The following is a 23,843-nucleotide window of genomic DNA, read 5'->3' on the forward strand; positions in this document are numbered from 1 at the left end:
GCGTCGCTATCGTCCGACCAAACAGGCCACAAAAGGCCGATGTCCAGGGAGGATGAGCATGCGGAGCGTGTGGGCGCTCGCCGCAATGGCGGCGCTATCTGTGCTGACGGCCTCAACCGCCACGCTCGCCGGCGAGCCCAAACAGGGCGGAATCCTGCGGATGTATCACCGCGACAGCCCGGCGAACGCATCCATCCTCGAAGGCGCGACCTATTCGATCAACGTGCCGTTCATGGGGGTGTTCAACAACCTCGTCATCTACGACCAGCATATCGCGCAGAACAGTCCCGATACGCTGAGGCCCGAACTGGCCGAGAGCTGGACCTGGAGCAGCGACAACAAGAAGCTGACGTTCAAGCTGCGCCAGGGCGTGAAATGGCACGACGGCAAGCCGTTCACATCGGCCGACGTCAAGTGCACCTTCGATCTTCTGATGGGCAAGTCGCAGCAGAAGCTGCGGCAGAATCCGCGCAAGTCCTGGTACAGCGAAGTCAACGACGTCACGCCCAATGGCGAATTCGAGGTCTCCTTCGATCTGAAGCGGCCGCAGCCCTCGCTGCTGGCGATGCTCGCGTCCGGTTACACGCCGATCTATCCGTGTCACGTCTCGCCGGCGGACATGCGCACGCGCCCGATCGGAACCGGACCGTTCAAGTTCGTCGAGTTCAAGGCCAATGAATCGATCAAGCTGACCAAAAATCCGGACTATTGGAAGAAGGGTCTGCCCTATCTCGACGGCATCGAGTACACGATCATCACGAACCGCTCGACCGCGATTCTCGCCTTCGTCGCCGGCAAGTTCGACATGACCTTCCCGACGCACATCACCATCCCGCTTCTCAAGGACATCAAGTCGCAGGCGCCGAACGCGATCTGCGTCGTCGAGCCGACCAACGTTTCCACCAACATCATCGTCAATTCGAGCTCGGCGCCGTTCGACAACATCGATATTCGCCGGGCGATGGCGATGGCACTCGACCGCAAGGCTTTCGTCGATATCCTGTTCGAAGGTCAGGCCGATATCGGCGGCACCATGCTGCCGCCGCCGCAGGGCATCTGGGGCATGCCCAAGGACAAGCTGGCGACCATTCCCGGCTACGGTCCGGACGTGAACGCGAGCCGGGAGGAGGCCAAGAAGCTGATGCAGAAGGCGGGCTATGGTCCGGACAAGCATCTCGCGGTGAAGGTCTCGACGCGCAATCTCGCGGAATATCGCGATCCCGCGGTGATCCTGATCGACCAGCTCAAGAGCATCTATATCGACGGCGAGCTCGACGTCGTGGAAACCGCCAACTGGTTCCCGAAAGTCGCGCGCAAGGACTACATGCTCGGCCTCAATCTGACCGGCAATTCCGTCGACGATCCCGACCAGTCTTTTTACGAAAACTATTCCTGCGGCTCGGAGCGGAACTACACCAATTACTGCAACAGGGAGATCGAGAAGCTGTTCGACGTGCAGTCGCAGGAGACCGACATCAGCAAGCGCAAGCCGCTGGTCTGGGAGATCGACAAGAAGCTGCAGGAGGACGTCGCCCGCCCGATCATCTTCCATGCACGCGCCGGCACCTGCTGGCAGCCCTATGTCAAAGGAGTCACGATCATGTCGAACAGCTCCTATAACGGCTTTCGCTACGAGGACGTCTGGCTCGACAAGTAGCGCGCCGAGCTGACGGTTCGACAGGAGGCGATGCATGTTTGCCTATCTGGTGCGGCGCCTGTTCCTGATGCTCGTGACCCTGTTCGGGATCTCGGTCGTCATCTTCTTCCTGCTGCGCATCGTGCCTGGCAACATCGTCGACATCCTGTTCGCGGCGGCTGGTTACGTCGATCCGGCCGACAAAGTCGATCTCGAGAAGCAGCTCGGCATCGATCAGCCGCTGGTGATGCAATATCTGCACTGGATCAGCGGCCTGCTGCACGGCGATCTCGGTTACTCCTATGTGTCGGAGAAGCCCGCACTTCAGGAGATCCTGCCGCGGATTCCGATCACCGCACGCCTTGCCGGCCTCGCGCTGCTGTTCTCGGCGTCCATCGGCATCCCGCTCGGCGTCATCAGCGCGGTGAAGCAGGGCACGCGGCTCGACTATGCCTTGCGCGTCATCAGCCTCAGCGGCCTGTCGCTGCCCTCGTTCTGGCTCGGCCTGCTCATCCTCACCGCATCGGTGGCAATGTTCGGCCAGATGCCGATCTTCAATCCCAATCCGCAAACCTGGCTCGAGGCCTTCGCGACCTACGCCGTGCCGGCCGCCGCAGTCGGCTTCCGCAGCGCGGCGCTGACCATGCGCATCACGCGCTCCTCGATGCTGGAGGTGCTGCGGCAGGACTATATCCGCACCGCGCGCGCCAAGGGCGCGTCCGATGCTGCCGTGAACTACCATCACGCGTTGAAGAACGCGATCCTGCCCGTCATCACCGTGATCGGCATCGAGGCCGCGTTTCTGATCGGCGGACTCATCGTAACGGAAACGGTGTTCAACATCCCCGGCGTCGCGCGCTTCCTGGTCGAGGCGATCCGCTGGCGCGACTATCCGATCGTGCAGAATCTCGTGATGCTGATTGCGGTGGTGGTGGTCAGCGCGAATTTCATCGTTGACATGCTGTATGCGGTGTTCGATCCGCGGATCAGGTACACGGACTAGGCGCATGATTTTTGGTCACACTGCGCGTGCGCTCTCCTACATCTCTCCCCGCTTGCGGGCAGAGGTCGAATTTGCGCGACGCGCAAATTCGGGTGAGGGGGAGTCTCCGCGAGGCCATCTGCCACCTCCCTCGCGGAGAGCCCCCCTCACCCCGACCCTCTCAGCGCGAGCGAAGCTCGCCGCGATCCCGCACGCGGGGAGAGGGGGAAGGTAGACCTATGGCCGCAATCGACTACGACGTTGAACTGAGGCGGGCCGGCGCCTATGCGACCGGCGGCTGGCGGCGCGTGCTGTTCCTGGCGCAGCGGCACGTGCTGGGTGCGGCCGGGCTTACCATTATCATCGTGTTCGTGCTCACGGCCGTCTTCGCCGATTTTATCGCGCGCTATGACCCGCTGACGGTCGATGCCGCGCGCGCGCTGGCGCGCCCGAGCTGGGCGCACTGGATGGGTACGGACTCGTTCGGCCGCGACGTGTTCAGCCGCATCATCCACGGCGCGCGGATCTCGCTCGCAGTCGGCATCGGCTCGACGGCGCTCGGCGGAACCATCGGCGTCATCGTCGGCCTCACCTCCGGCTATCTCTCCGGCTGGGTCGACCTCGTGTTCCAGCGCGTCTCCGACATCCTCCAGGCGCTGCCGCTGCTGGTGCTCGCCCTGATCATGACGGCGGCGCTCGGTCCATCCTTGCCGAACGTCATCATCGCCATCGCGATTCCGCTGATCCCGACCGTGTCGCGCGTCACCCGCGCCAACACGCTGGCCCTGCGGGAGCTGCCCTTTATCGAAGCCGCCAAGTCGATCGGCATGAGCGAGGTGCGGATCGCGCTGCATCACGTGCTGCCCAACACGCTGGCGCCGCTGATCGTGCTCGCCACCGCCCAACTCGGCTCGACCATCCTGACCGAGGCTTCGCTCTCCTTCCTCGGCCTCGGCATTCCCGAGCCTTATCCGTCATGGGGCCGCATGCTGTCGGAATCCGCCGCCGAATATGTCCGCACCGCGCCATGGCTAGTGATCTTCCCCGGCGTCGCGATCAGCCTCGCCGTGTTCGGCGCCAATTTGTTCGGTGACGCCTTGCGCGACATCCTCGATCCCCGGCAGCGCGGCTGATGGCTGACACATCCGACCTCGTGCTCGAAGTGAAGAACCTGAAGACGGTGTTCTTCACCAATTCCGGCCTCTTCAAGGCCGTGGACGACATCTCCTTCACGGTGAAGCGCGGCGAAACGCTGGCGATCGTCGGCGAATCCGGCTGCGGCAAGAGCGTCACTGCGCTGTCCTTGATGCGGCTGGTGCCCGATCCGCCCGGTCGTATCGTCGGCGGCTCGGTCTCGCTCGAAGGCACCGATCTGCTCGCGCTGGACGAAGCGCAGATGCGCAAGATCCGGGGCAACCGCATCTCCATGATCTTCCAGGAGCCGATGACCTCGCTCAATCCGGTGATGCGGATCGGCGACCAGATCGTCGAGGCGGTGCGGCTGCACCGGAAGCTGCCGGCCAGGCAGGCGCATGACATCGCCGTCGAAATGCTGCGGCTGGTGCGCATTCCCGAACCTGCCCGGCGTGCGCGCGAATATCCGCACCAGCTCTCAGGCGGCATGCGCCAACGCGCGATGATCGCGATGGCGCTGGCGTGCCGGCCGGCGCTGCTGATTGCGGACGAGCCGACCACCGCGCTCGACGTCACCATCCAGGCGCAAATTTTGGCGCTGATCCTCGATCTCCAGAAGGAGCTCGGCACCGGCCTCGTGCTGATCACGCATGATCTCGGCGTCGTCGCGCAGACCGCGCAGCGCGTGATCGTGATGTATGCGGGGCGGAAGGTCGAGGAAGCCAGTGTCGAGGCGCTGTTCGCCGCGCCGAAGCATCCCTATACACGCGGGCTGATGGCCTCGATCCCGGCCGTGCCAGCGTCCGGCGTCGCGGCGCAGGAGCGGCTGAACGAGATCCCTGGCACCGTGCCGTCGCTGGTGCGGCTGCCGAAAGGCTGCGCCTTTGCTCCGCGCTGCAAGCTCGCGGTGAAGCGCTGCGAGGAATATCCGCCGCTTATCGACTGGGGCGGCGGCCACCTCGCCGCATGCTGGCGCGCGGAAGAAGTTGCGGAGGTGGCATGACCGAGGCTTTGCTCGAAGTCACCGATCTCAAGAAGCATTACCCCGTGCGCGCCGGGGTGCTGCGCCGGCAGGTCGGCACCGTGCACTCAGTCGACGGCGTCTCGTTCTCACTGGGTGCCGGCGAGACACTCGGGCTCGTCGGTGAATCCGGCTGCGGCAAGTCGACGGTGGCGCGCAGCGTGCTGCGGCTGGTCGAGCCGACCTCGGGCCAGATTCGTCTCGGCGGTAAGGACATCACGCATCTGTCCAAGACGGCACTGCGTCCGCATCGCCGCGCGATGCAGATCGTGTTCCAGGACCCGTTCGCCTCGCTCAATCCGCGCATGACCGCGGGCGACATCGTCGGCGAGCCGCTCGCCGTGCACGGCCTCGCCATCGGCAAGGCGCTGGAGGCGCGCGTCGCAAAACTGTTCGAGCAGGTCGGCTTGCGGCCGGACCAGATGCGCAATTTCCCGCATCAATTCTCCGGCGGCCAGCGCCAGCGCATCTGCATCGCGCGCGCACTGGCGCTCGAACCGCGGCTGATCGTCTGCGACGAGCCGGTCTCCGCGCTCGACGTCTCGATCCAGGCGCAGGTGATCAATCTGCTGATCGATTTGCAACGCCAGCACGGCTTCTCCTATCTCTTCATCGCGCACGATCTCGCCGTCGTCGCCCATATCAGCCACCGCGTCGCCGTGATGTATCTCGGCCGCATCGTCGAGATCGCCGACAAGGACGAGCTGTTTCGCAATCCGCGCCATCCCTATACCCAGGCCCTGCTCGCCTCCGTGCCGATCGCCAATCCGCTGGCGAAGAAACTGGTGCCGCTGGTCGATGGCGACGTGCCAAGCCCGGTCAATCCGCCCTCCGGCTGCGCATTTCATACGCGGTGCCGGTTCGCGATGGAGCGGTGCAAGACGGAGCGGCCGGCGCTGGTTGATGCCGGCGATGGGCATCAGGTGGCGTGTCTGCTCAATGAGGGGACGGGGCGGAGTGCGCAGGTGCCGTAGGGTGGGTTCGCGAAGCGTAACCCACCTCTGTTCGCATCCGCGGATCTAGACCGTGGTGGGTTACGCTTCGCTAACCCACCCTACGATTGCGGAGCTCGTCGCGCCGACTAAGCCTCGATCTCCGCGACGATCCTGCCCGTGGTCACCTGCTCGCCCTCGGCAACGCCGATCGCCGAAACCACGCCGTCGATGCCGGCCTTGTGGACGTGCTCCATCTTCATCGCTTCCAGCGTCATCACCGGCTGTCCCGCGGTGACGCGATCGCCCGGCTTGACCAGGACGGCGACGACGCGGCCGTTCATGGCGGCACGGACCTTGCCGTCGCGGCCGTTGCTTGCGGCAGCTTTCGGCGCAGCGAGCGTGAGATCGTTCATCGCGAGCGGGATGCCGCGGTGCTGGACGTACAGCCGGTCGCCGTCGCGCAGGAATTTTGCGCTGTCCATCACGCCGTCATGGCGGAAGCGGATCGCGTCGGAGTCGAGCTGGTCGATTTCGAATCTATTTTGCCGGCCATCGGCGACGACGGTGTAGCTGCCGTCGCGCTCGCGGGTGATTTCGAGCTCATGCGTGTGGCCCGCAGTCTCGATTTTCGCAGGTAGAGGAAACGTCGCCGACAGGCTCCGTCCGCTCCGCCAAGCAGGCGCGCGCGGATTGGTGACGTAGAGCAGCAGTCCCGCTAGCGCCGTATCGAATGCAGCGTCTGCCTGCGGCGCCAGCAGCTCGTCGCGATGCGCGCCGATGAACGCCGTCGTCGCCTCGCCCCTCGCAAAGCCGGGATGGCGCAGGCACGACATCAGGAACGCCTGGTTGGTGGTCACGCCGAACGCGATGAGCCGCTCGAGGCCGACGACCAGCCGCCCTCGCGCCTCCTCGCGGCTCGCGCCATGGCTGATCACCTTGGCGATCATGGAATCGTAGAACGGCGGGATCTCCGAGCCCGATTGCAGCGCGTGCTCGACGCGGATGCCGTCGGGCACCTGCCATCGCGCCATGCGGCCGGACTGCGGCATGAAGTCGTGCGCGGCATCTTCCGAGCAGAGCCGCACCTCGATGGCGTGGCCGGAGAACTTGATATCCTGCTGCTTCACCGGCAACGCCTCGCCGCGCGCGACGCGCAATTGCAGCTCCACGAGATCGAGCCCGGTGATCGCCTCGGTCACGGGATGCTCGACCTGAAGACGCGTGTTCATCTCCATGAAGTAGAATTCGCCGCTCGCATCGAGCAGGAATTCCAGCGTGCCGGCGCCCTCATAGCGCAGCGCCTTCACCGCGGCGACCGAGACCTCGCCCATCTTTGCACGGAGTTCGGGCGTCACGGCGGGCGATGGCGCCTCCTCGATCAGCTTCTGGTGCCGCCGCTGCACCGAGCAGTCGCGCTCGGCGAGATGGATGGCGTTGCCATGGCTGTCGCCGAACACCTGGATCTCGATGTGACGCGGATTCCGGATCGCGCGTTCGAGAATGACGGTGGAGTCGCCGAAGGCCGCCTTCGCTTCCGACCGTGCGCTGCGCAGCGCGTCCGGGAACGAAGCAGCGTCGGTGACGAGCCGCATCCCGCGCCCGCCGCCGCCCGCGACAGCCTTGATCATTACGGGGAAGCCGACCCTCCTCGCTTCCGCAAGCATGACGTCGTCGCTTTGGTCTGCGCCCTGATAGCCGGGCACGACAGGTACGCCGGCCTTCTTCATGATCTCCTTGGCGCCGGCCTTGTTGCCCATCGCCTCGATCGCCTGCGGCGACGGGCCGATGAAGACGAGGCCGGCATCCTTGCAGCTTCTCGCAAACTCCTCGTTCTCGGCGAGAAAGCCGTAGCCGGGATGCACCGCGTCCGCGCCGCTCGCCTTGGCTGCGGCGATGATCGCGGGGATGTTGAGATAGGATTGCGCCGGCAATGCTTCACCGATCCGCACCGCCTGATCGGCCTGCCGCACATGCAGCGCATCGCGATCCGCATCCGAATAGACCGCGACGACGCCGAGGCCGAGCCGCCGCGCGCTGCGCATCACGCGCAATGCGATCTCGCCCCGGTTGGCGACCAGGATCTTGAAGAACGGCCGGTGCTGCACTGATCCGTTCCTCATGGGCGGGCCACCGAGAATTGCATGGCTTGCGGCGTGCGCGCATCGCCCTCGCGGCAGATCGCGAGCACCTCAGAGAGAACAGCGCGGGTGTCGCGCGGATCGATCACGCCGTCGTCGAGCACGCGCGCGCTGGTCGAGAACACGTCCATCTGGCCGTCGAACACGCCGATGATCTCAGCCTTCATGGCGTCGAGCTTGTCCTTCTCGATCGGCTTGCCGCGGCGCGCGGCGGCGGCCTCAGTCACGATCGCCATGGTTTCGGCGGCCTGCTCGCCGCCCATCACCGCGGTCTTGGCATTCGGCCAGGAGAAGCAGAAGCGCGGATGGAAGCCGCGGCCGCACATGCCGTAATTGCCGGCGCCGAACGAGGCGCCGCAATAGAGGGTGATCTGCGGCACCGTCGCCGAGGTCACCGCCTGGATCATCTTCGAGCCGTGCTTGATCATGCCGGCCTCTTCATAGGCTTTGCCGACCATGTAGCCGGTGGTGTTGTTGAGATACAGGATCGGCGTGCGGGTCTGGCAGCAGGCCTGAATGAAATGCGTCGCCTTGTTGGCACCGGCGGGATCGAGCGGGCCGTTATTGGTGATGATGCCGATCGCCTGACCCTCGATGCGGGCATGGCCGCAGACGGTGGCCGGACCGTAATTCGGCGCCATCTCGGTGAAATCGGAATCGTCGACGATGCGCGCGATCACCTGCTTCATGTCGACCGGGCGCTTGTGATCCATCGGCATGATGCCGAGCAGCTCGTCCTGGTCGTAGCGCGGCGGCTTGAACTCCGGAGTCGTCCGGCCCGGCTGCTCCCATTGCAGCGCTGCCATGATCTCGCGGGCGATGCGCAGCGCGTCGCGGTCGTCTTCGGCGAGATAGTCGCCGAGACCTGAGACCTGCGTGTGCATCTCGGCGCCGCCGAGCTCTTCCTCGGTCGCGATCTCGCCGGTTGCGGCCCTCAGCAGCGGCGGGCCCGCGAGGAAGGCGCGGGTGCGGCCGCGCACCATGACGATGTAGTCGGAGAGACCGGTCTGGTACGCGCCGCCCGCCGTTGACGAACCATGCGTCACAGTGACGACCGGCAAGCCCGCGGCGGAAAGCCGTGCGAGATTGCGAAAGATGTTGCCGCCGCGGACAAAGTCCTCGACGCGGTAGCGCAGCAGATTGGCGCCGGCGCTTTCGACCAGCTGGACGTAAGGCAGCTTGTTCTCCAGCGCGAGCTCCTGCACCCGCAGCGTTTTGTCGAGGCCGTAGGGCTGGAGCGCGCCGGCGTCGATGCCGGAATCACTGGCGTTGACCATGCAGCGGATGCCCGAGACGAAGCCGATGCCGGCGATGACGCCGCCGCCGGGCACGCTCTTGTTCGCATCAGCCACATCGAACATGTAGCCGGCGAGCGTCGACAGCTCGATGAAGGGCGCGCCGGGATCGAGCACCAGCGCGACGCGTTCGCGCGGCAGCAGCTGGCCGCGCTTGTGGAAGCGGTCCTTTGCCGCCGCCGACGCCGCACGCGTGCGCTCTTCCAGCGCACGCACGCGGTCGATCAGGCCGAGCATGCCGTCGCGATTGGCATGGTAGACGGTGCTGCCGGGGGAGATGGTGTTTTCGAGAATGGACATAAATTGATCCTGCGTGTCATTGCGAGCCGCGAAGCGACGAAGCAATCCAGACTGCCTCAGCGGAAAGATTCTGGATTGCTTCGCTCGCAATGACGGGTGAGGCGATACCTTACCTATTTGTCCCAAAGATCTTCCGCGCCTCGGCTGGAGACGCAATCTCGCGGCCGGCGCGGCGGGCGCAGGCGGCGACCGCTTCGATCAACTGGCCGTTCGAGGTGACCTTCTTGCCGTCGGGGAGATAGAACGTGTCCTCCAAACCGGTGCGCAGGTGGCCGCCGAGCTCGGCACAGCGCCGGTGCAGGGGCCAGATCTCCTCGCGGCCAATCGCGGTGACCTGGAAGTGTGCTTCGGGCCGCTTCAGCCTGATCAGGATCGGCAGCAGCTCGGGATCAGCAGGCATTCCCGAGGCGACACCCATGACAAAGTTATATTCGAGCGGGCCCTTGTACATGCCGACTTGGGTGTACATGCCGACGCAGCGGACGATGCCGACGTCGAAACATTCGAACTCGGGGATGGTGCCGACGCCGTTCATGACGTCGAGATAATCCTTCACCTTCTCGACCGCGTTGTCGAACATCATCGGCGGCCAGGCCCAGGTGTTGTCGGCTTTGACCTTCAGGTAATTCAGCGAGCCGGCGTTGCAGGCGGCGATCTCTGGCCTGGTTTCGCGGATGCAATCTAGCGCGCCAGAGTAGTTCGGCCCCGAGACACCCGAAGTGTGATTGATGATGACGCCTGGACAGGCTTCGCGGATCGCCTGCTGGATCTCCCTGCTGACGCTGACGTCCCAGGACGGCAGGTGCCCCTTGTCCGGCGCCTGCTGGCGCAGATGAATGTGCATGATGGACGCGCCGGCATCGAACGCAGCCTTGGCTTCGCGCGCCATCTGCTCGGGCGTGACGGGCACGTTGTGCTGCTTCGGATCGGTGAGCACGCCATTCAGCGCGCAGGTGATGACGGCCTTGTCGCTCATGCCAAAAATGTCTCGCACGTTGAGAATTCAACGTCCGCGATCATGTGATGCGCGTCATGTGGCTTCTTGCGCGGAGAAGCTAGCTCGAGACGAGCTCTCGTAGGGCCGGCAAAGCGCAGCGTGCCCACATCTTTGCCAGTTGCCGAGAGGTGGTGGGCACCGGCGCAAGAGCGCCTTTGCCTACCATACGAGAGCGAGCCTAACCCGCCTCGGCCATCCTCACCGTCTCGGTGCTGCGATAGATCGCAAGATCGCGCGAGCCGACGAAGATCGCGCGCGGCTTCAATCCGTAGAAGCGGCGGATCGAATGGCTGAAATGGGTCGAGTCGGGATAGCCGATATCCTGCGCGAGATGGGCGAGGTTGAGGTCCTGGTTGGCGAAATGCAGCAGATGCCGCGCGCGCTTCCAGGCGCGGAAGGAGCGGAATGAGATGCCGGTCTCTTCCTTGAACAGATGCAGGAAGCGCGAGGCGGAGAGGCCCGCTTCGGCCGCGCAGATGTCGGCGGTCACCGGCTCGCCGGAGAAGCGCCCGATGCGAGCGACGGCGCGCATCACACGCGGGTCGAGCACGCGGCGCGGCAGCGCCTCGCCAAAGCACATCTCGTCGAATTCGGCGGTGGTGATGTCGCCATAGCGGCGCTGGCGCAGCAGCGCATAGGCGGCGAGAATCTTGCGGGCATAGGCCGCGCGGTCCGGTCCCATCAGCCGCCGGGCCAGAGCCTCGATCACGCCATCGGGCATGCTCTCCGGCTCCAGCGTCACGCTGATGGCTGTGCGGTAATCGCTGGCGATCGAATGCCGCTGGTTCGGCAGCGTGACGAACAATTCGCCTGTTGCGAGGACGTCGTCGATGGTCAGGTGCAGATTGCCCTTCACCGCCACATAGACATGGCAGCAGCCCGGGGTCCGCTTGCGGGGGCGGCCAAGCAGGCCGGCGTAAAATACCCGCTCCGGCGTGATCAGCATCAGATGGTCGGATTCGCGACCGCTATCTTCCATTGGGCATCCTCCTCGCACGGCTCTTTGGCCGCTGCGGACGAAGGTCACCTTAGCGGAAATTTGGGCGCTGTCACGGCGCGATAGCGCTGTCATGGAGCAATGCGCCGTCGTTCCAGGGCGGTCGGTCGGAGCGAACCGGAACCTGGAGATGGGGGCGACAGATGACAGCCGCCCTTACGCCCTTATGCGCGGAGCAACGTTCTGCTCGGCGCCGGCCTTCTGCTCCGCGGCAACCGCGCGCTTGAAACCGTCGCGCTGCTGCAAGCGCGCCCAATAGGCTGCGACATTTGGCCCAAAATCCCTGGCGAGGCCGATATTGCTGGCGAGGCGGAGCGCGTAACCGATGACAATGTCGGCGGCGGTGAAGCGGTCCGCGCACAAGGTTTCGGCATTGGCCGTCGCTGCCTCGACCGCGCGCAGCCTCCCCAAGAACCATTTTGCGTAGTCGGTGGCGACCTGCGGATTGCGGCGTTCTTCCGGCTCGAGCTGGGTGTATCGGAGCACCAGCGTCTGCGGGAAGGTTAACGTGGCGTCGGAAAAATACATCCAGTTCAGGAATGCCCCATAGGCGGGATCCTCGGGGCCGACCATCAGCGGCGTCGGGCCGTATTTGATGCCGAGATAATGGCAAATGCCGGATGACTCCGTCATCTTCGTTTCGCCATCGACGATGAAGGGAATGGTGCCGAGCGGATTGAGCGCGAGATACTCCTTGGCGAACACCCGTGGCGGGAACGGCAGCATCTTCAGCTCATACGGCAGCCCCATCTCCTCCAGCATCCAGAGCGGGCGGAACGAGCGCGCGGCGTCGCAATGATAGAGCGTGATCATCAGGCATTCCCCCTAGAGCATGATCCGGAAAGTGTGCGGCCGGGATGAGTCCTACAATATCGAGATTCCGGGTTCGACGCTTCGCGTCGCCCCGGAATGACGGCGAGGGTTACAACCCCATCTGCCTCGACGCCAGATCCTTCATGATCTCCTCGGTGCCGCCGCCGATGGCGTTGACCTTGACCTCGCGATAGATGCGCTCGACCTTGATGCCGCGCATGAAGCCGGCGCCGCCGAAGATCTGCACGGCTTCCGAGGCGCAGAAAGCCATGGTCTGCGTCGCCTGGTTCTTCATCATGCAGATCTCAGCGACCGGGCTTTCGCCCTGCTCCAGCCGCCAGGCCAGCATCTCCAGCATCGCCTGAGACGCTGCGACCTTCTGCGCCATATCGACGATCTTGTGGCGGATCACCTGGTGCTGCGCAAGCGGCTTGCCAAAAGTCCTGCGCTCCCTGGCGTAGGCGACGGCTTCGTCGAGGCAGACGCGGGCGAAGGCCGTGCAGCTCGCCGCCATGCCCATGCGCTCACTGTTGAAGTTCTGCATGATGATCTTGAAGCCCTGGCCCTCCTCGCCAATCAGGTTCTCGGCCGGCACGCGGCATTCGTCGAAATGCAAGGTCGCGGTGTCGGAGGCCCACCAGCCCATCTTCTTCAGCTTGGTGCGCGACAGGCCGGGCGTATCGCCCTCGATCAGGAGCAGGCTGACGCCGCCGGCGCCCTCGCCGCCGGTCCGCACCGCAATAGTCAGATAATCGGCGCGGACGCCCGAGGTGATGAAGGTCTTCTCGCCGCTCACGACGTAGTGATCGCCGTCGCGCCGCGCCCGGGTGCTCAAGTTCGCGACGTCGGAGCCGCCGCCCGGCTCGGTGATCGCGAGTGCGGAAATCTTCTCGCCAGCGAGTACTTGCGGCAGCACCCTCGCCTTGACCTCGGGGCGCGCCGCGCGCGCGATCGGCGGCGACCCAATGGTGTGGCTCATCAGACTGGCGCTGACGCCGCCGGCCCCGGCGCGCGCCAGCTCCTGGCTGGCAACGATCTTCATGAACTGGTCGGCGGCGATCCCGCCATATTCCTCGGGGAATCCGAGGCCCAACAGGCCGATGCCGGCGCCCTTGCTATAGAGCGCGCGGGGAAATTCGCCGGCCTCATCCCATTCATGGGCGAACGGCACGATCTCCTTGTCGACGAAGCGGCGCATGACGTCGCGGAAGGCGTCGTGCTCGGCGGTATAGAACGGGCTCTTCATCGCAACTGGCCCCTCGCTGGCGAATTTCGTCGCGTCCACCATGGACGGAAGGTTTGACGTTCACTTGCGCAGAGTGGCTGACCGGAGGAACCGCTCCACGGCCGGCCAAGACCTAGCAACTCAACGCAAGACGATTTTCACCCCTCGCAGGCCAACTCCGGATCAAAAAAGACATACTACACAAACTCCGGCTGGCCTCAGGGCCATGCCGGGCATGGTGCACGGCAACGGGACGCGAGGCGGCGCAAGACCGCCGAGGGAGGATTTTTGGCCGTTCGTTATTACGACTGGATCGCCCACCATGGCCGCCGCGCGCCGCACAAGGCTGCGGTCATCGACCTCGCGAGCGAGCGCCGCTTCACCTATGCGCAGCTCGACGCCCGCGTCGCGCGGCTCGCTTCATTCCTGCGTCACACGCTCAAAGTCTCGCGCGGCGACCGCGTTGCGGTGCTGGCGCTGAACACGACCGATACGCTGGAGGTGCAGTTCGCCTGCGGACGGCTGGGTGCGATCTTCGTGCCGCTGAACACCCGCCTCACCGTTCCCGAGCTCCAGTTCATCACCGGCGATTGCGCGCCGAAGGTGATGATCCACGACACCGATCTCGCCGAGACGGCGCTCGCTGTCGCAAAGCTTTGCAACATCGCGAGCAGCCTGCTGCTCGGCCCCGGCGGCAGCTATGAGGCCGGCATCGCGTCCGCGCAGCCGCTCGACCACGCTGAAGAGGTCACGCTCGATGACGTCTCGACCATCATGTACACGTCGGGCACCACGGGGCATCCGAAGGGCGCGACCATCACCCATGGCATGACCTTCTGGAATTGCGTCAATCTCGGCGGCCCCGCCTGCATCGGGCCGGGCTCGGTGCTGCTGACCGTGTTGCCCCTGTTCCACACCGGCGGGCTCAATTGCTACACCAATCCGGTGCTGCATGCCGGCGGCACCGTGATGATCATGCGCGCTTTCGATCCCGGCACGGCTCTCGGCCTGATCAACGATCCGGCGCAGGGCGTCAACGTGTTCTTCGGCGTGCCCGCGATCTACCAGTTCATGGCGCAGCATCCGGCCTTTGCGACCACCGACCTGACCCGGTTGATCGTTTGCGGTGTCGGCGGTGCGCCGATGCCGGTGCCGCTGCTCAAAGTGTGGGAGGCGCGGGGCGCCGCGCTGCAGCAGGGCTACGGCATGACCGAGACGTCGCCGGCCGTGCTGGTGCTCGATCGCGAGGATGCGGCGCGCAAGGCAGGCTCCGCCGGCAAGCCGGTGCTGCACACCGAGGTCCGCATCGTGCGCCCCGACGGCAGCGATGCCGCTATTGGCGAACTCGGCGAGCTCTGGGTCAAGGGACCGAACATCACGCCCGGCTACTGGAAAAGGCCGGAGGCGAACAAGACGTCCTTCACCGATGGCTGGCTGCACACCGGCGATGCGACGCGCGTCGATGAGGAAGGCTTTTACTACATCGTCGACCGCTGGAAGGACATGTACATCTCCGGCGGCGAGAACGTCTATCCGGCCGAGGTCGAGAACGTCCTGCATCAGCTCACTGCGATCGCGGAAGCTGCCGTGATCGGCATTCCCGACCCGCAATGGGGCGAGGTGGGCCTCGCCATCGTCGCGGTCAAGCAGGGGCAACGGCTCACGGAAGCCGAGGTCTTCGGGCATTGCGCCGCTAATCTGGCACGCTTCAAATGTCCGCGTCAGGTCCGCTTCGTCGATGCGTTGCCGCGCAATGCTACCGGCAAGATCCACAAGCCGACCCTGCGCAAGGAATTTTCGGTCCCTTCCGAAATCGACAAGAAAGTCGCCAACGCCTGATCGAAGCGCCCGTCGCGGGCGCTTTTTTGTTTTGAAAGTGCCTGCCCCACCTCAAAAGAAAGTCAAAGGAATTTCCATGAAGAACAAGAAACTCCCCCTGCTCGCCGCGGCAACGGCTCTGACATTGCTTTCGGCTCAAGGCGCTTACGCGCAGAAGAAATACGACACCGGCGTCACCGACACCGAGATCAAGATCGGCAATGTCGAGGCCTATTCCGGCCCCGCGTCCGCCTACGGCGTCATCGGCAAGACCGAGGAAGCCTATTTCAAGATGATCAACGACCAGGGCGGCATCAACGGCCGCAAGATCAACTGGATCTCCTATGACGACGGCTATTCGCCGCCGAAGACGGTGGAGCAGATCCGCAAGCTGATCGAGAGCGACGAGGTGTTCCTGGTCTTCAACGCGCTGGGCACGCCGACCCAGAGCGCCGTGCAGAAATACCACAACGCCAAGAAAGTGCCGCAGCTGTTCCTCGCCACCGGCGCCAGCAAGTGGAACGATCCGAAGAATTTTCCCTGGACCATGGGCTTCCAGCCCAGCTACCGGGTCGAGGCACAGATCTTCGCAAAATACATTCTGAAGGAGAAGCCGGACGCCAAGGTCGCAATCTTTTATGCCAACGACGATTTCGGCAAGGATTACCTTGCCGGCATCAAGGACGTGTTCGGCGACAAAGCCTCGAAGCTGATCGTGGCCGAAGAGAGCTACGAGACGTCGGAGCCGTCGATCGATGCCCATATCGTCAAGCTCAAGGGCACCGGCGCCGATGTCTTCGTCAACATCGCGACGCCGAAATTCGCAGCACAGGCCATCAAGAAGATCGCGGAGCTGGAGTGGAAGCCGATGCACCTGATGACCGACGTCTCGGTGTCGATCGGCGCGGTGATGAAGCCGGCCGGCCTTGAGGCCTCCGAAGGCGTGCTGTCGGCCGGCTATCTCAAGGACGCGTCGGATCCGCAGTGGAAGGACGACGAGGGCATGAAGAAGTTCATGGCCTTCATCGACAAGTACATGCCCGGCGCGAACATCTCCGACGCCAATCTGGTGTACGCCTACGCGGCGGCCCAGACGATGGTGCAGGTGCTGAAGCAGGCAGGCGACAATCTGACCCGCGAGAACGTGATGAAGCAGGCCGCGAGTCTCAAGGACTTCGTCCCCGACACGCTGATCCCGGGGATCAAGATCAACACCTCGCCGACCGACTTCGCCCCGATCGAGCAGCTCAAAATGTGGCGGTTCAAGAAGGGCCAGTGGGAGCTGTTCGGCGACATCATCAGCGCCGAAACCGGAGGCTAGCTCGGTCGAACCTTCCGTTTGAAGTTGTCGAATAGCGGCCGCACAGCCGCTATTCCTTTTTAGAATGCAGCGACGCGTTCCCCGGATGCGGTGGCACGTCGGATTCCTGCGCGCGGACTATACTGACAAGAACAGTGCGAAGGATTCTTCGACCGTGCGCCGCAGATGCTTTGCATACAATGCGTGGTTGGCATCGCCGGGCCCGACCCGCCCCAGCGACGGCTTGTTGATGTTCCGCAGCGGCACGTAAGCGATCGGCGCCGCGATCGGGGTCAGTTGCGAGCCGGGGCCGGCGCGAAGCGTCGAGATGATGCCGTACATCTCGCCGTTCACCGTCGGCCGCGACACCGTGATCACCCGATGCTGGCCGTGCTTGATGATGACGAGATAGATGAAGCCGGACTGATGCGGCACCGCAACCTCGCCGGTATGCTCATAGGCGGCATCGGTCCGCTCACCCTCGCGAAAGACCAGCGACGAGATCTTCGGCTCCCAGACGATCTCGGTGCGATAGGCAAAGATCGCGTCCTTGTCGCCGAACGACGGACGCAGCGTGATGTAGACGTCCTCGAGCCAGGTCACTGCGCGATGCGCATAGGAGCCGAGACTGTCGGGCGCGACATCGCTCGCGGCCGGAGGCGCCACCACGACGGCGTTTTTGCGCAAGGAGACGCCCAACGCCTGCTCCAGCCGCACGGTCGTCGCCAGCGTGAACGGCCGGCGGCCGCCGAGCACCTTCTCCAGGGTCGACAGGCTAAGCTTGGCCTGCTCGGCCAGCGTCTGCCGGGAGATCCGGCGTCTCGCCAGTTCCTCGCGAATGGTCTCAGCGATCTCGCGGCTCTGTTCGTCCGAAAGCTGCCTGTCGTTGAGTTTATCCTGCGTCTGCATCGTGCCCCTGCTCCAGGGTCGCCATTCTAGCAGGGCGGACAGACCAGCACAAAACCGCACATCGTCGCCGCGGCGGCAGCGTGGCCGGCCGGCCGCGGCGGAACATTACCGATCATTCTGCTCGCGACGGCAAGCCCTCCCGGCAGATGCTTTGGGCCAGCGAACACGCTTCGGGAGCAGGCCAAATGGACACTTATGACACCGCCGACAGCGACGAACACCCCATGCTGGGCCGGCTGATCAGGCTCGGATTGTTTCTTCTCGTGCAGGGCATTGCGGTGATGCTGGTCGCCTTCGTCGCCCTGCTTGTGAGCTTCGAGCCCGGATGGTCGGCGGCAACCGAGCAAGCCAGCCTGCTCCAGCCGGCCGATGCCAGGTCCGGTACCCTGCTCCTGAAGCAGGATGGCGCCATCACCGAAGCGATCCGCCTCGGCATCGACCTCGACATCACGGTGTCAGGCCCGACGCTGCGCGCCCGCGTCACCCAGATCTTCCGCAATCCGACCAGAGACTGGGTCGAGGCGGCTTATGTCTATCCGCTCGCGGCCGGTGGCGCCGTCGATACGCTGAAAATGGTGGTCGGCGACCGCATCATCGCCGGCGACATCAAGGAGCGGCAGCAAGCACGCGTGATCTACGAAGAGGCGCGCCGCGCCGGCCGGAAGGCCGCGCTCACCGAGCAGGAGCGGCCGAACATCTTCACCAATTCGGTGGCCAATATCGGTCCCGGCGAAACCGTGCTGGTGCAGATCGAATATCAGGAGCCCGTGCACCAATCCGGCGACGAATATTCGCTGCGCCTGCCGCTGGTGGTCGCGCCACGCTACAATCCGGCCTCGATCGTGCAGAGCGTCGACTTCCGCCGGGACGGCTCAGGCTGGGGCGCGACGGCGCCGGACCCCGTGGCGGATCGTGACCGCATCTCACCGCAGGTGCTCGATCCGGCCAAGAATGCGCCGGTCAACCCCACCAGCATCACGGTGCGCCTGAAGGCCGGCTTTGCGGTCGGCGAGGTCAGGAGCCACCACCACAACGTCAAGATCGAGAGCCCGGACAACACGACGCGAATCGTCACGCTCGCTGATGGCACCGTCCCCGCCGACCGTGATTTCGAGCTGACCTGGAAGCCGGCCGCGGAGAAGGCGCCGTCGGTCGGCCTGTTCCGCGAGCATATCGGCGACGCCGACTATCTGCTCGCCTTCGTCACGCCGCCGAGCGCCGGGCAGGCGACGCAGAAACCCTTGCCGCGCGAAGTGGTGTTCGTGATCGACAATTCCGGGTCGATGGGCGGCACCTCCATGCTGCAGGCCAAGGCCAGCCTGCTCTATGCGCTCGGCCGCCTCCAGCCGAGCGACCGCTTGAACGTCATCCGCTTCGACGACACCATGGACGTGCTGTTTCCGACCTCCGTGCCGGCGGACGCCGCGCATGTCGCGGAGGCGACCTCGTTCGTCGACGCCTTGCAGGCGCGCGGCGGCACCGAGATGGTGCCGGCGATGCGCGCCGCACTGACCGACAGGATCAGTGACAGCAGCATGGTCCGCCAGGTCGTATTCCTGACCGACGGCGCGATCGGCAACGAGCAGCAATTGTTCGAAACCATCACGGCGATGCGTGGCCGCTCGCGCGTGTTCATGGTCGGCATCGGCTCCGCGCCCAACACCTATCTGATGACGCGCGCTTCCGAGCTCGGCCGCGGCGCCTTCACCCATATCGGTTCCGTCGAGCAGGTCGAAGAGCGCATGCGCAGCCTGTTCGCCAAGCTGGAGAACCCGGCCGTCACCGGCCTCAGCGCCAGATTCTCCGAAGCCAAGGCCGACGTGACGCCGGCGATCATTCCCGACGTCTATCGCGACGAACCGCTGGTGCTCGCGGCAAGGCTCGAGAAGCTCGCAGGCTCGATCGAGATCAAGGGCCGCGTCGGCGACCGGCCCTGGTCGGTGACGCTGCCGCTGCAAAACGCAGCCGAAGGCAAGGGCCTGTCAAAACTCTGGGCCAGGCGCAAGATCGGCGATGCCGAAGTTGCGCGCACCCTGCGCGAGATGACGCCCGAAGATTCCGACAAGGCGATCCTCGCGCTGGCGCTCGACCATCAGATCGTCACGCGGCTCACCAGCCTCATCGCGGTCGACAAGACGCCGAGCCGCCCCGAGGGCGCGCCGCTCAAGCTCAGCGAGCTGCCGATCAACCTGCCGGCGGGTTGGGATTTCGAGAAAGTCTTCGGCGAGCGGCCGCATCTGACGCCGGCGCAGCTGCGCGAGCGCCATGCGGATGCGCGCAACCAGCCTTCGACAAGGCGACCGACCCCCGCCGCGCCCGATGTGATCCGCCTGCCCAAGACGGCGACATCGGCCGAGCTGAAGATGATCGCAGGACTGATCCTGATCATGCTCGCCCTGATCCTGTTCGTGTTCAACCGGCGTCGGCCCTTGCTCACCGACGCTGCTTGAGAGAGGAGCCCCCCGAACTCCTCTGTTAGCGCGCGCGGTCGCCCGTCCCGTCACCAACGGCCGCGCGCGCCTTTTTTCTCGGGAATGTCGAACAGAGATACCAATGCCCCGCCTCATGTGGCCCCTGGTTCTCGCGATCGTCGGCGCCGTCCTGTTCGGCAACGGCGCCTACATCCATGCCAAGGCCTGGCTCGCGCAGGTGCTGCTGGAGCGCGCGTTCGACCGCAGCGTTGCGACCGGCGAGATGGTCAAGCCGTGGTCGTGGGCCGACACGTGGCCGGTCGCGCGGATCGAGGTGAAACGAATCGGCGCCAGTGCGATCGTGCTGGACAGTGTGAGTGGCCAGGCGCTCGCGTTCGGACCCGGCCATATCCAACAGACGGTCGATGCCGGCGAGCGCGGCATTGCCGTCTATGCCGGACATCGCGACACTCATTTCCGTTTTCTGCGAAACGTCGCCATCGGAGATGTCATCGAGATCACCCGTCGCGACGGCAGGCGGTTCCGCTATCGCGCGGACGCTTCGGCCGTCGTCCGCTTCGATGAATCGGGGATCGGTGCCACAGCGCAGGATTTCGAACTCGTGCTCACCACGTGCTGGCCGTTCGACGCAGTTAGGTCCGGCCCCCAACGCTACGTCCTGCATGGTGTGTTGATTGGAGCCGATGGATAGCGGCGATGCGCCGCTCATTCCATCACGCGGCATTCCACGCGCATGGTTGCCACTCCAGAGAACTCGCCATAGAAGGGGGTGACGCGCTACCAAAAATAACAACAGGTGAGGTCACGCCATGGAAGCTCGCGTATCTGCTGAGTCCGCATCTCCCCGGCCATGGGCTCCGCCGCCTGATGCGAGCGATGTCGTCAAAGGCATCCACGCCATGCTGCACCCGCGCAACATCGTGCTGGTGGGCGCGACCGACAAACCCGGCAATTATGCCGAGCGCATCTGGAACAATCTGGTCAAATACGGCTACGAGGGCGGGCTCTATCCAGTCAACGCCAAGCGCGAGACCATCTGGGGCGTGCCCTGCCACAAGGACTTTGCGAGCCTCCCCGAAAAGCCTGATCACGTGCTGGTGCTGGTGCCGGCGCGCTTTGCCGTGCAGGTGATCCGCGACGCCGCGGCGGCCGGCGCGCGTTCGGCCACCATCGTCACTTCCGGCTTCAGCGAATTGCAGGACGAGGAGAGCCAGAAGCTCGCCGCCGAACTTCAGGCCGCGATACGCGAGACCGGGCTCGCCGTCACCGGCCCAAACTGCCTCGGCAATTTGAGCGCTGGCGAAAAGCTCTTCACCAATATCGACGACCGCATCGTCACCATGGAACATGGCGCGGTCGCGATCGCCGGACAATCCGGCGCCATCGTCATGGCAATCCGCCAGGCGCTGGAAGATCGCGGCGTCGGGGTCGGCTACATGGTGACCACAGGCAACGAAGCCGGGCTCGAGACGCCGGATTTGATGCGTTATTTCGCCGAGGATCCGAGTATCAGGGTGATCGTGGTCTATCTCGAAGGCGTGCGCAACACCAAGGCGTTTCGCGATGCCTGCAAGGCGGCGCGCGCCGCGAGCAAGCCGGTGATCGCGCTCAAGCTCGGGGCGTCCGAGGGCGGCCGCGCGGCGGCGATGGCGCATACCGGAGCGCTCGCGGGCTCGATCGAGACCTTCGACGCCATTGCGACGCGCGAGGGCGTGATCCGGGTCGGCGGGCTCGATGAGCTGATCGAGACCACCGAATGCTTCGTCCATTCGGCCGTGCCCAAGGGCGACCGGCTCGCCGCGGTCACGCTATCCGGCGGCAAGCGCGGCATGCTGATCGACGCCTTCTACGCCGAAGGCCTGAATTTCGCGCCGCTCAGCCCGCATGTCAGTGCGGAGCTGGCAAAGATGCTCGGGCCGGGCTCGATCGTCGGCAACCCGCTCGACGCCGGCTTTGCCGCCGTGGTCGATCCCTCCGTCTACATGAAGTCGATCAAGCTGATGATCGACGATCCCGATATCGACATCGTCATCATCGATGCCGAGCTGCCAAAGGCGCCGCACGAATTGCGCGAGCGCAATTTGCGCATCGTCAACGAGATGGCGAGCAAGGCTTCAAAGCCGGTGATTTATGTCAGCGCGATGTCGATCGGCTTCACCGAGTTCACCAAGGGCTTGCGCAAGTCGCTGCCGCATCTCACTGTCATGCAGGGCATGGACCGCGCGGTGACCGCGATCAAATCGCTGCTCGGCTATGCCAGGTTGCGGAAAGAGGTCCCCGACCTCGTCTCCAGCTCGAAGCCGGCCGCGCGCGCCGTGCTGGAGAAGGCGCTGAAAGCGGCGAACGGCGCCGCGCTCGACGAGGTGGCCTCGAAGAAGCTGCTGAAGGCCTATGGCATCCCGATCTCGAAGGAAGCCATCGCGCAGACCGCGGCGGAGGCCGTGAAGATCGCCAAACAGATCGGCTTCCCGGTCGTGGCGAAGGTCGTCAGCGCCGAGATCCTGCACAAATCCGACATCGGCGGCGTGGTGCTGAACCTCAACAGCGCGGCGGAGGTCAAGAAAGCGTTCGCCGATATCACCGCGCGGGTGAATAAGCTGAAAGGCAAGCCGAAGCTCGACGGCATTTTGATCGCGCAGCAGGTCAAGGCCGACCTCGAGCTCGTCGTCGGCGCCTCGCTCGACGCCGAGATGGGACCTGTGGTGCTGTTCGGCACCGGCGGCATCGACATCGAGCTGATGAAGGACGTCGCGCTTGCCGGCGCGCCGCTGGACGAGACCGAGGCGCGGCTCCTGATCGGCCGCACCAAGGCCGGCGTCAAGATGCGCGGCTATCGCGGCAAGCCGGCCTTGCACGAGGCCTCCGCGGTGAAGGCGCTGGTCGGCCTGTCCAATTTGATCGCGGATGCCGGCGACCGGATCGCCTCGATCGATGTCAATCCCTTCCTGATCAACGCGAAGACGGGTGTGGCGGTCGATGCCCTGATCGTGCTGAACAATGCGGCGGCAAAACGCGCGGCGGGACATTGAGGCCTTCTTCCAACTTGCCCGCTTTGGCCGTAGACTTAGCCTCATGGCACGCGCGAGCAATCTGGTGATCGGAACCGCGACGCTGGCGGTGATCGCCGTGGCGTTCGGCGGGCTGCTCGGCGTGCAGAAGTGGCGCACCATCCAGAGCCGCAGCCAGTTGCGGGTGGTGTTCGAGGGGGGCTCCGCCAGCGGCCTGCGCCGCGGCGGCCCGGTCAATTTCGACGGCGTGCCCGCGGGCCAGGTCCTGTCGATCAAGCTGGACAGTCCGCGCAGGATCGTGGCGCTGGTGATGCTCGACAACACCGCGCCGATCCGTAAGGACACCGTCGCGGGCATCGAATTCCAGGGCCTCACCGGCGTCGCCGCGATCTCGCTGATCGGAGGCGCGCCCTCCGCGCCGCCGGTGCCGCTGGACTCGGACGGCATCCCCGTGCTGACCGCCGATCTCAGCGATGCCGAGTCCATCGTCGACACGCTGCACAGCGTCGATCGCAGCATCGTGAGCAACGCTCCCGCGATCAAGGAAGGCCTGCACACGTTCGAGACCACCACCGCCGATCTCAGGAGCAAGGGCGGCGAGATCGATGCCGTCATGGCCAAGGTCGACAGCGCGTTTGCGGGGTTCGACAAGGCGGTCACGAAGATCGAGGGCGCGGTGCCCGGCTTCGTCGACGGCAAGGCCGACGAGCTGTTCGAGAAGGTGCAGGGGCTGCGCGAACTGGCCGACACCATGCGGAAGAAGTCGGCGGCTTACATCGAGGACATCCGCCGCTCGCTGCTCGACGTCAGCGAGACCGCCAACAAGATGGCCGGCACCCCCGTGGCGCCGCGGCCGCCACGCCGGCCCGAGCAGCAGAAGCGGTGACTGCTCACCCGGCGGGG

At 64.9% G+C, this 23,843-nt stretch carries 18 protein-coding genes; 11 read left to right on the top strand and 7 right to left on the bottom strand.

Annotated elements, in window-relative coordinates; all coding sequences use genetic code 11:
* Positions 1–58 precede the first annotated feature (58 nt).
* The 5 genes from JJB99_RS35340 (at position 59) to JJB99_RS35360 (ending at position 5,747) form a co-directional block, all read left to right on the top strand.
* Entirely contained in the window at positions 59–1,657 is a 1,599-nt protein-coding gene (locus tag JJB99_RS35340) for an ABC transporter substrate-binding protein (RefSeq protein ID WP_200496697.1), read from the top strand.
* A 34-nt stretch (positions 1,658–1,691) separates the two neighbouring features.
* Positions 1,692–2,639, top strand: a complete 948-nt coding sequence (locus tag JJB99_RS35345) for an ABC transporter permease (RefSeq protein ID WP_200496698.1) — start codon at positions 1,692–1,694, stop codon at positions 2,637–2,639.
* 218 nt (positions 2,640–2,857) lie between these two features.
* The gene (locus JJB99_RS35350; protein WP_200496699.1) at positions 2,858–3,751 is read left to right on the top strand and encodes an ABC transporter permease; all 894 of its coding nucleotides are present in this window, start codon (positions 2,858–2,860) and stop codon (positions 3,749–3,751) included.
* Positions 3,751–4,755, top strand: a complete 1,005-nt coding sequence (locus tag JJB99_RS35355; RefSeq protein ID WP_200496700.1) for an ABC transporter ATP-binding protein — start codon at positions 3,751–3,753, stop codon at positions 4,753–4,755. Before JJB99_RS35350 ends, JJB99_RS35355 begins: the two co-directional genes overlap by 1 nt.
* A complete protein-coding gene (locus JJB99_RS35360; protein WP_246775102.1) occupies positions 4,752–5,747 on the top strand; it encodes an ABC transporter ATP-binding protein in 996 nt (331 codons plus the stop codon). Before JJB99_RS35355 ends, JJB99_RS35360 begins: the two co-directional genes overlap by 4 nt.
* Before the next feature lie 107 nt (positions 5,748–5,854).
* On the opposite strand, the gene JJB99_RS35365 is transcribed toward JJB99_RS35360, so the two are convergent.
* From JJB99_RS35365 to JJB99_RS35390, 6 genes are all read right to left on the bottom strand, one after another.
* Positions 5,855–7,828 (bottom strand): acetyl/propionyl/methylcrotonyl-CoA carboxylase subunit alpha, encoded by a 1,974-nt coding sequence (locus tag JJB99_RS35365; protein WP_200496701.1) that lies wholly within the window; start codon positions 7,826–7,828, stop codon positions 5,855–5,857.
* Positions 7,825–9,441 (bottom strand): acyl-CoA carboxylase subunit beta, encoded by a 1,617-nt coding sequence (locus JJB99_RS35370; protein ID WP_200496702.1) that lies wholly within the window; start codon positions 9,439–9,441, stop codon positions 7,825–7,827. Before JJB99_RS35370 ends, JJB99_RS35365 begins: the two co-directional genes overlap by 4 nt.
* Positions 9,442–9,550: 109 nt before the next feature.
* Positions 9,551–10,417 (bottom strand): 3-keto-5-aminohexanoate cleavage protein, encoded by an 867-nt coding sequence (locus tag JJB99_RS35375; protein ID WP_200496703.1) that lies wholly within the window; start codon positions 10,415–10,417, stop codon positions 9,551–9,553.
* Between the two features lie 199 nt (positions 10,418–10,616).
* Entirely contained in the window at positions 10,617–11,417 is an 801-nt protein-coding gene (locus tag JJB99_RS35380) for an AraC family transcriptional regulator (protein WP_200496704.1), read from the bottom strand.
* 174 nt (positions 11,418–11,591) lie between these two features.
* Positions 11,592–12,248: a glutathione S-transferase family protein gene (locus JJB99_RS35385; RefSeq protein ID WP_200496705.1), complete on the bottom strand. Its 657-nt coding sequence runs from the start codon at positions 12,246–12,248 to the stop codon at positions 11,592–11,594.
* 109 nt (positions 12,249–12,357) lie between these two features.
* Positions 12,358–13,494, bottom strand: coding sequence for an acyl-CoA dehydrogenase family protein (locus JJB99_RS35390; RefSeq protein WP_200496706.1), 1,137 nt, complete (start codon positions 13,492–13,494; stop codon positions 12,358–12,360).
* Positions 13,495–13,761: 267 nt separating this feature from the next.
* Here JJB99_RS35390 and JJB99_RS35395 point away from each other — a divergent pair, with 267 nt between their 5' ends.
* Positions 13,762–15,312, top strand: coding sequence for an acyl-CoA synthetase (locus tag JJB99_RS35395; protein ID WP_200496707.1), 1,551 nt, complete (start codon positions 13,762–13,764; stop codon positions 15,310–15,312).
* 76 nt (positions 15,313–15,388) lie between these two features.
* Entirely contained in the window at positions 15,389–16,612 is a 1,224-nt protein-coding gene (locus tag JJB99_RS35400; RefSeq protein WP_200496708.1) for an ABC transporter substrate-binding protein, read from the top strand.
* Positions 16,613–16,729: 117 nt separating this feature from the next.
* Here the strand turns inward: JJB99_RS35400 and JJB99_RS35405 are convergent, their stop codons facing one another.
* Positions 16,730–17,500: a helix-turn-helix domain-containing protein gene (locus JJB99_RS35405; RefSeq protein WP_200496709.1), complete on the bottom strand. Its 771-nt coding sequence runs from the start codon at positions 17,498–17,500 to the stop codon at positions 16,730–16,732.
* 185 nt (positions 17,501–17,685) lie between these two features.
* Between JJB99_RS35405 and JJB99_RS35410 the strand changes: the two genes are divergently transcribed.
* The 4 genes from JJB99_RS35410 (at position 17,686) to JJB99_RS35425 (ending at position 23,826) form a co-directional block, all read left to right on the top strand.
* Positions 17,686–19,950: a marine proteobacterial sortase target protein gene (locus JJB99_RS35410; protein WP_200496710.1), complete on the top strand. Its 2,265-nt coding sequence runs from the start codon at positions 17,686–17,688 to the stop codon at positions 19,948–19,950.
* A 103-nt stretch (positions 19,951–20,053) separates the two neighbouring features.
* Positions 20,054–20,623, top strand: a complete 570-nt coding sequence (locus JJB99_RS35415) for a class GN sortase (RefSeq protein WP_200496711.1) — start codon at positions 20,054–20,056, stop codon at positions 20,621–20,623.
* Between the two features lie 118 nt (positions 20,624–20,741).
* Positions 20,742–22,961 (top strand): acetate--CoA ligase family protein, encoded by a 2,220-nt coding sequence (locus JJB99_RS35420; RefSeq protein ID WP_200496712.1) that lies wholly within the window; start codon positions 20,742–20,744, stop codon positions 22,959–22,961.
* A 43-nt stretch (positions 22,962–23,004) separates the two neighbouring features.
* Positions 23,005–23,826 (top strand): MlaD family protein, encoded by an 822-nt coding sequence (locus JJB99_RS35425; protein ID WP_200496713.1) that lies wholly within the window; start codon positions 23,005–23,007, stop codon positions 23,824–23,826.
* Positions 23,827–23,843 lie beyond the last annotated feature (17 nt).

The organism is Bradyrhizobium diazoefficiens (genome assembly GCF_016616235.1).
Lineage (GTDB): Bacteria > Pseudomonadota > Alphaproteobacteria > Rhizobiales > Xanthobacteraceae > Bradyrhizobium > Bradyrhizobium diazoefficiens_H.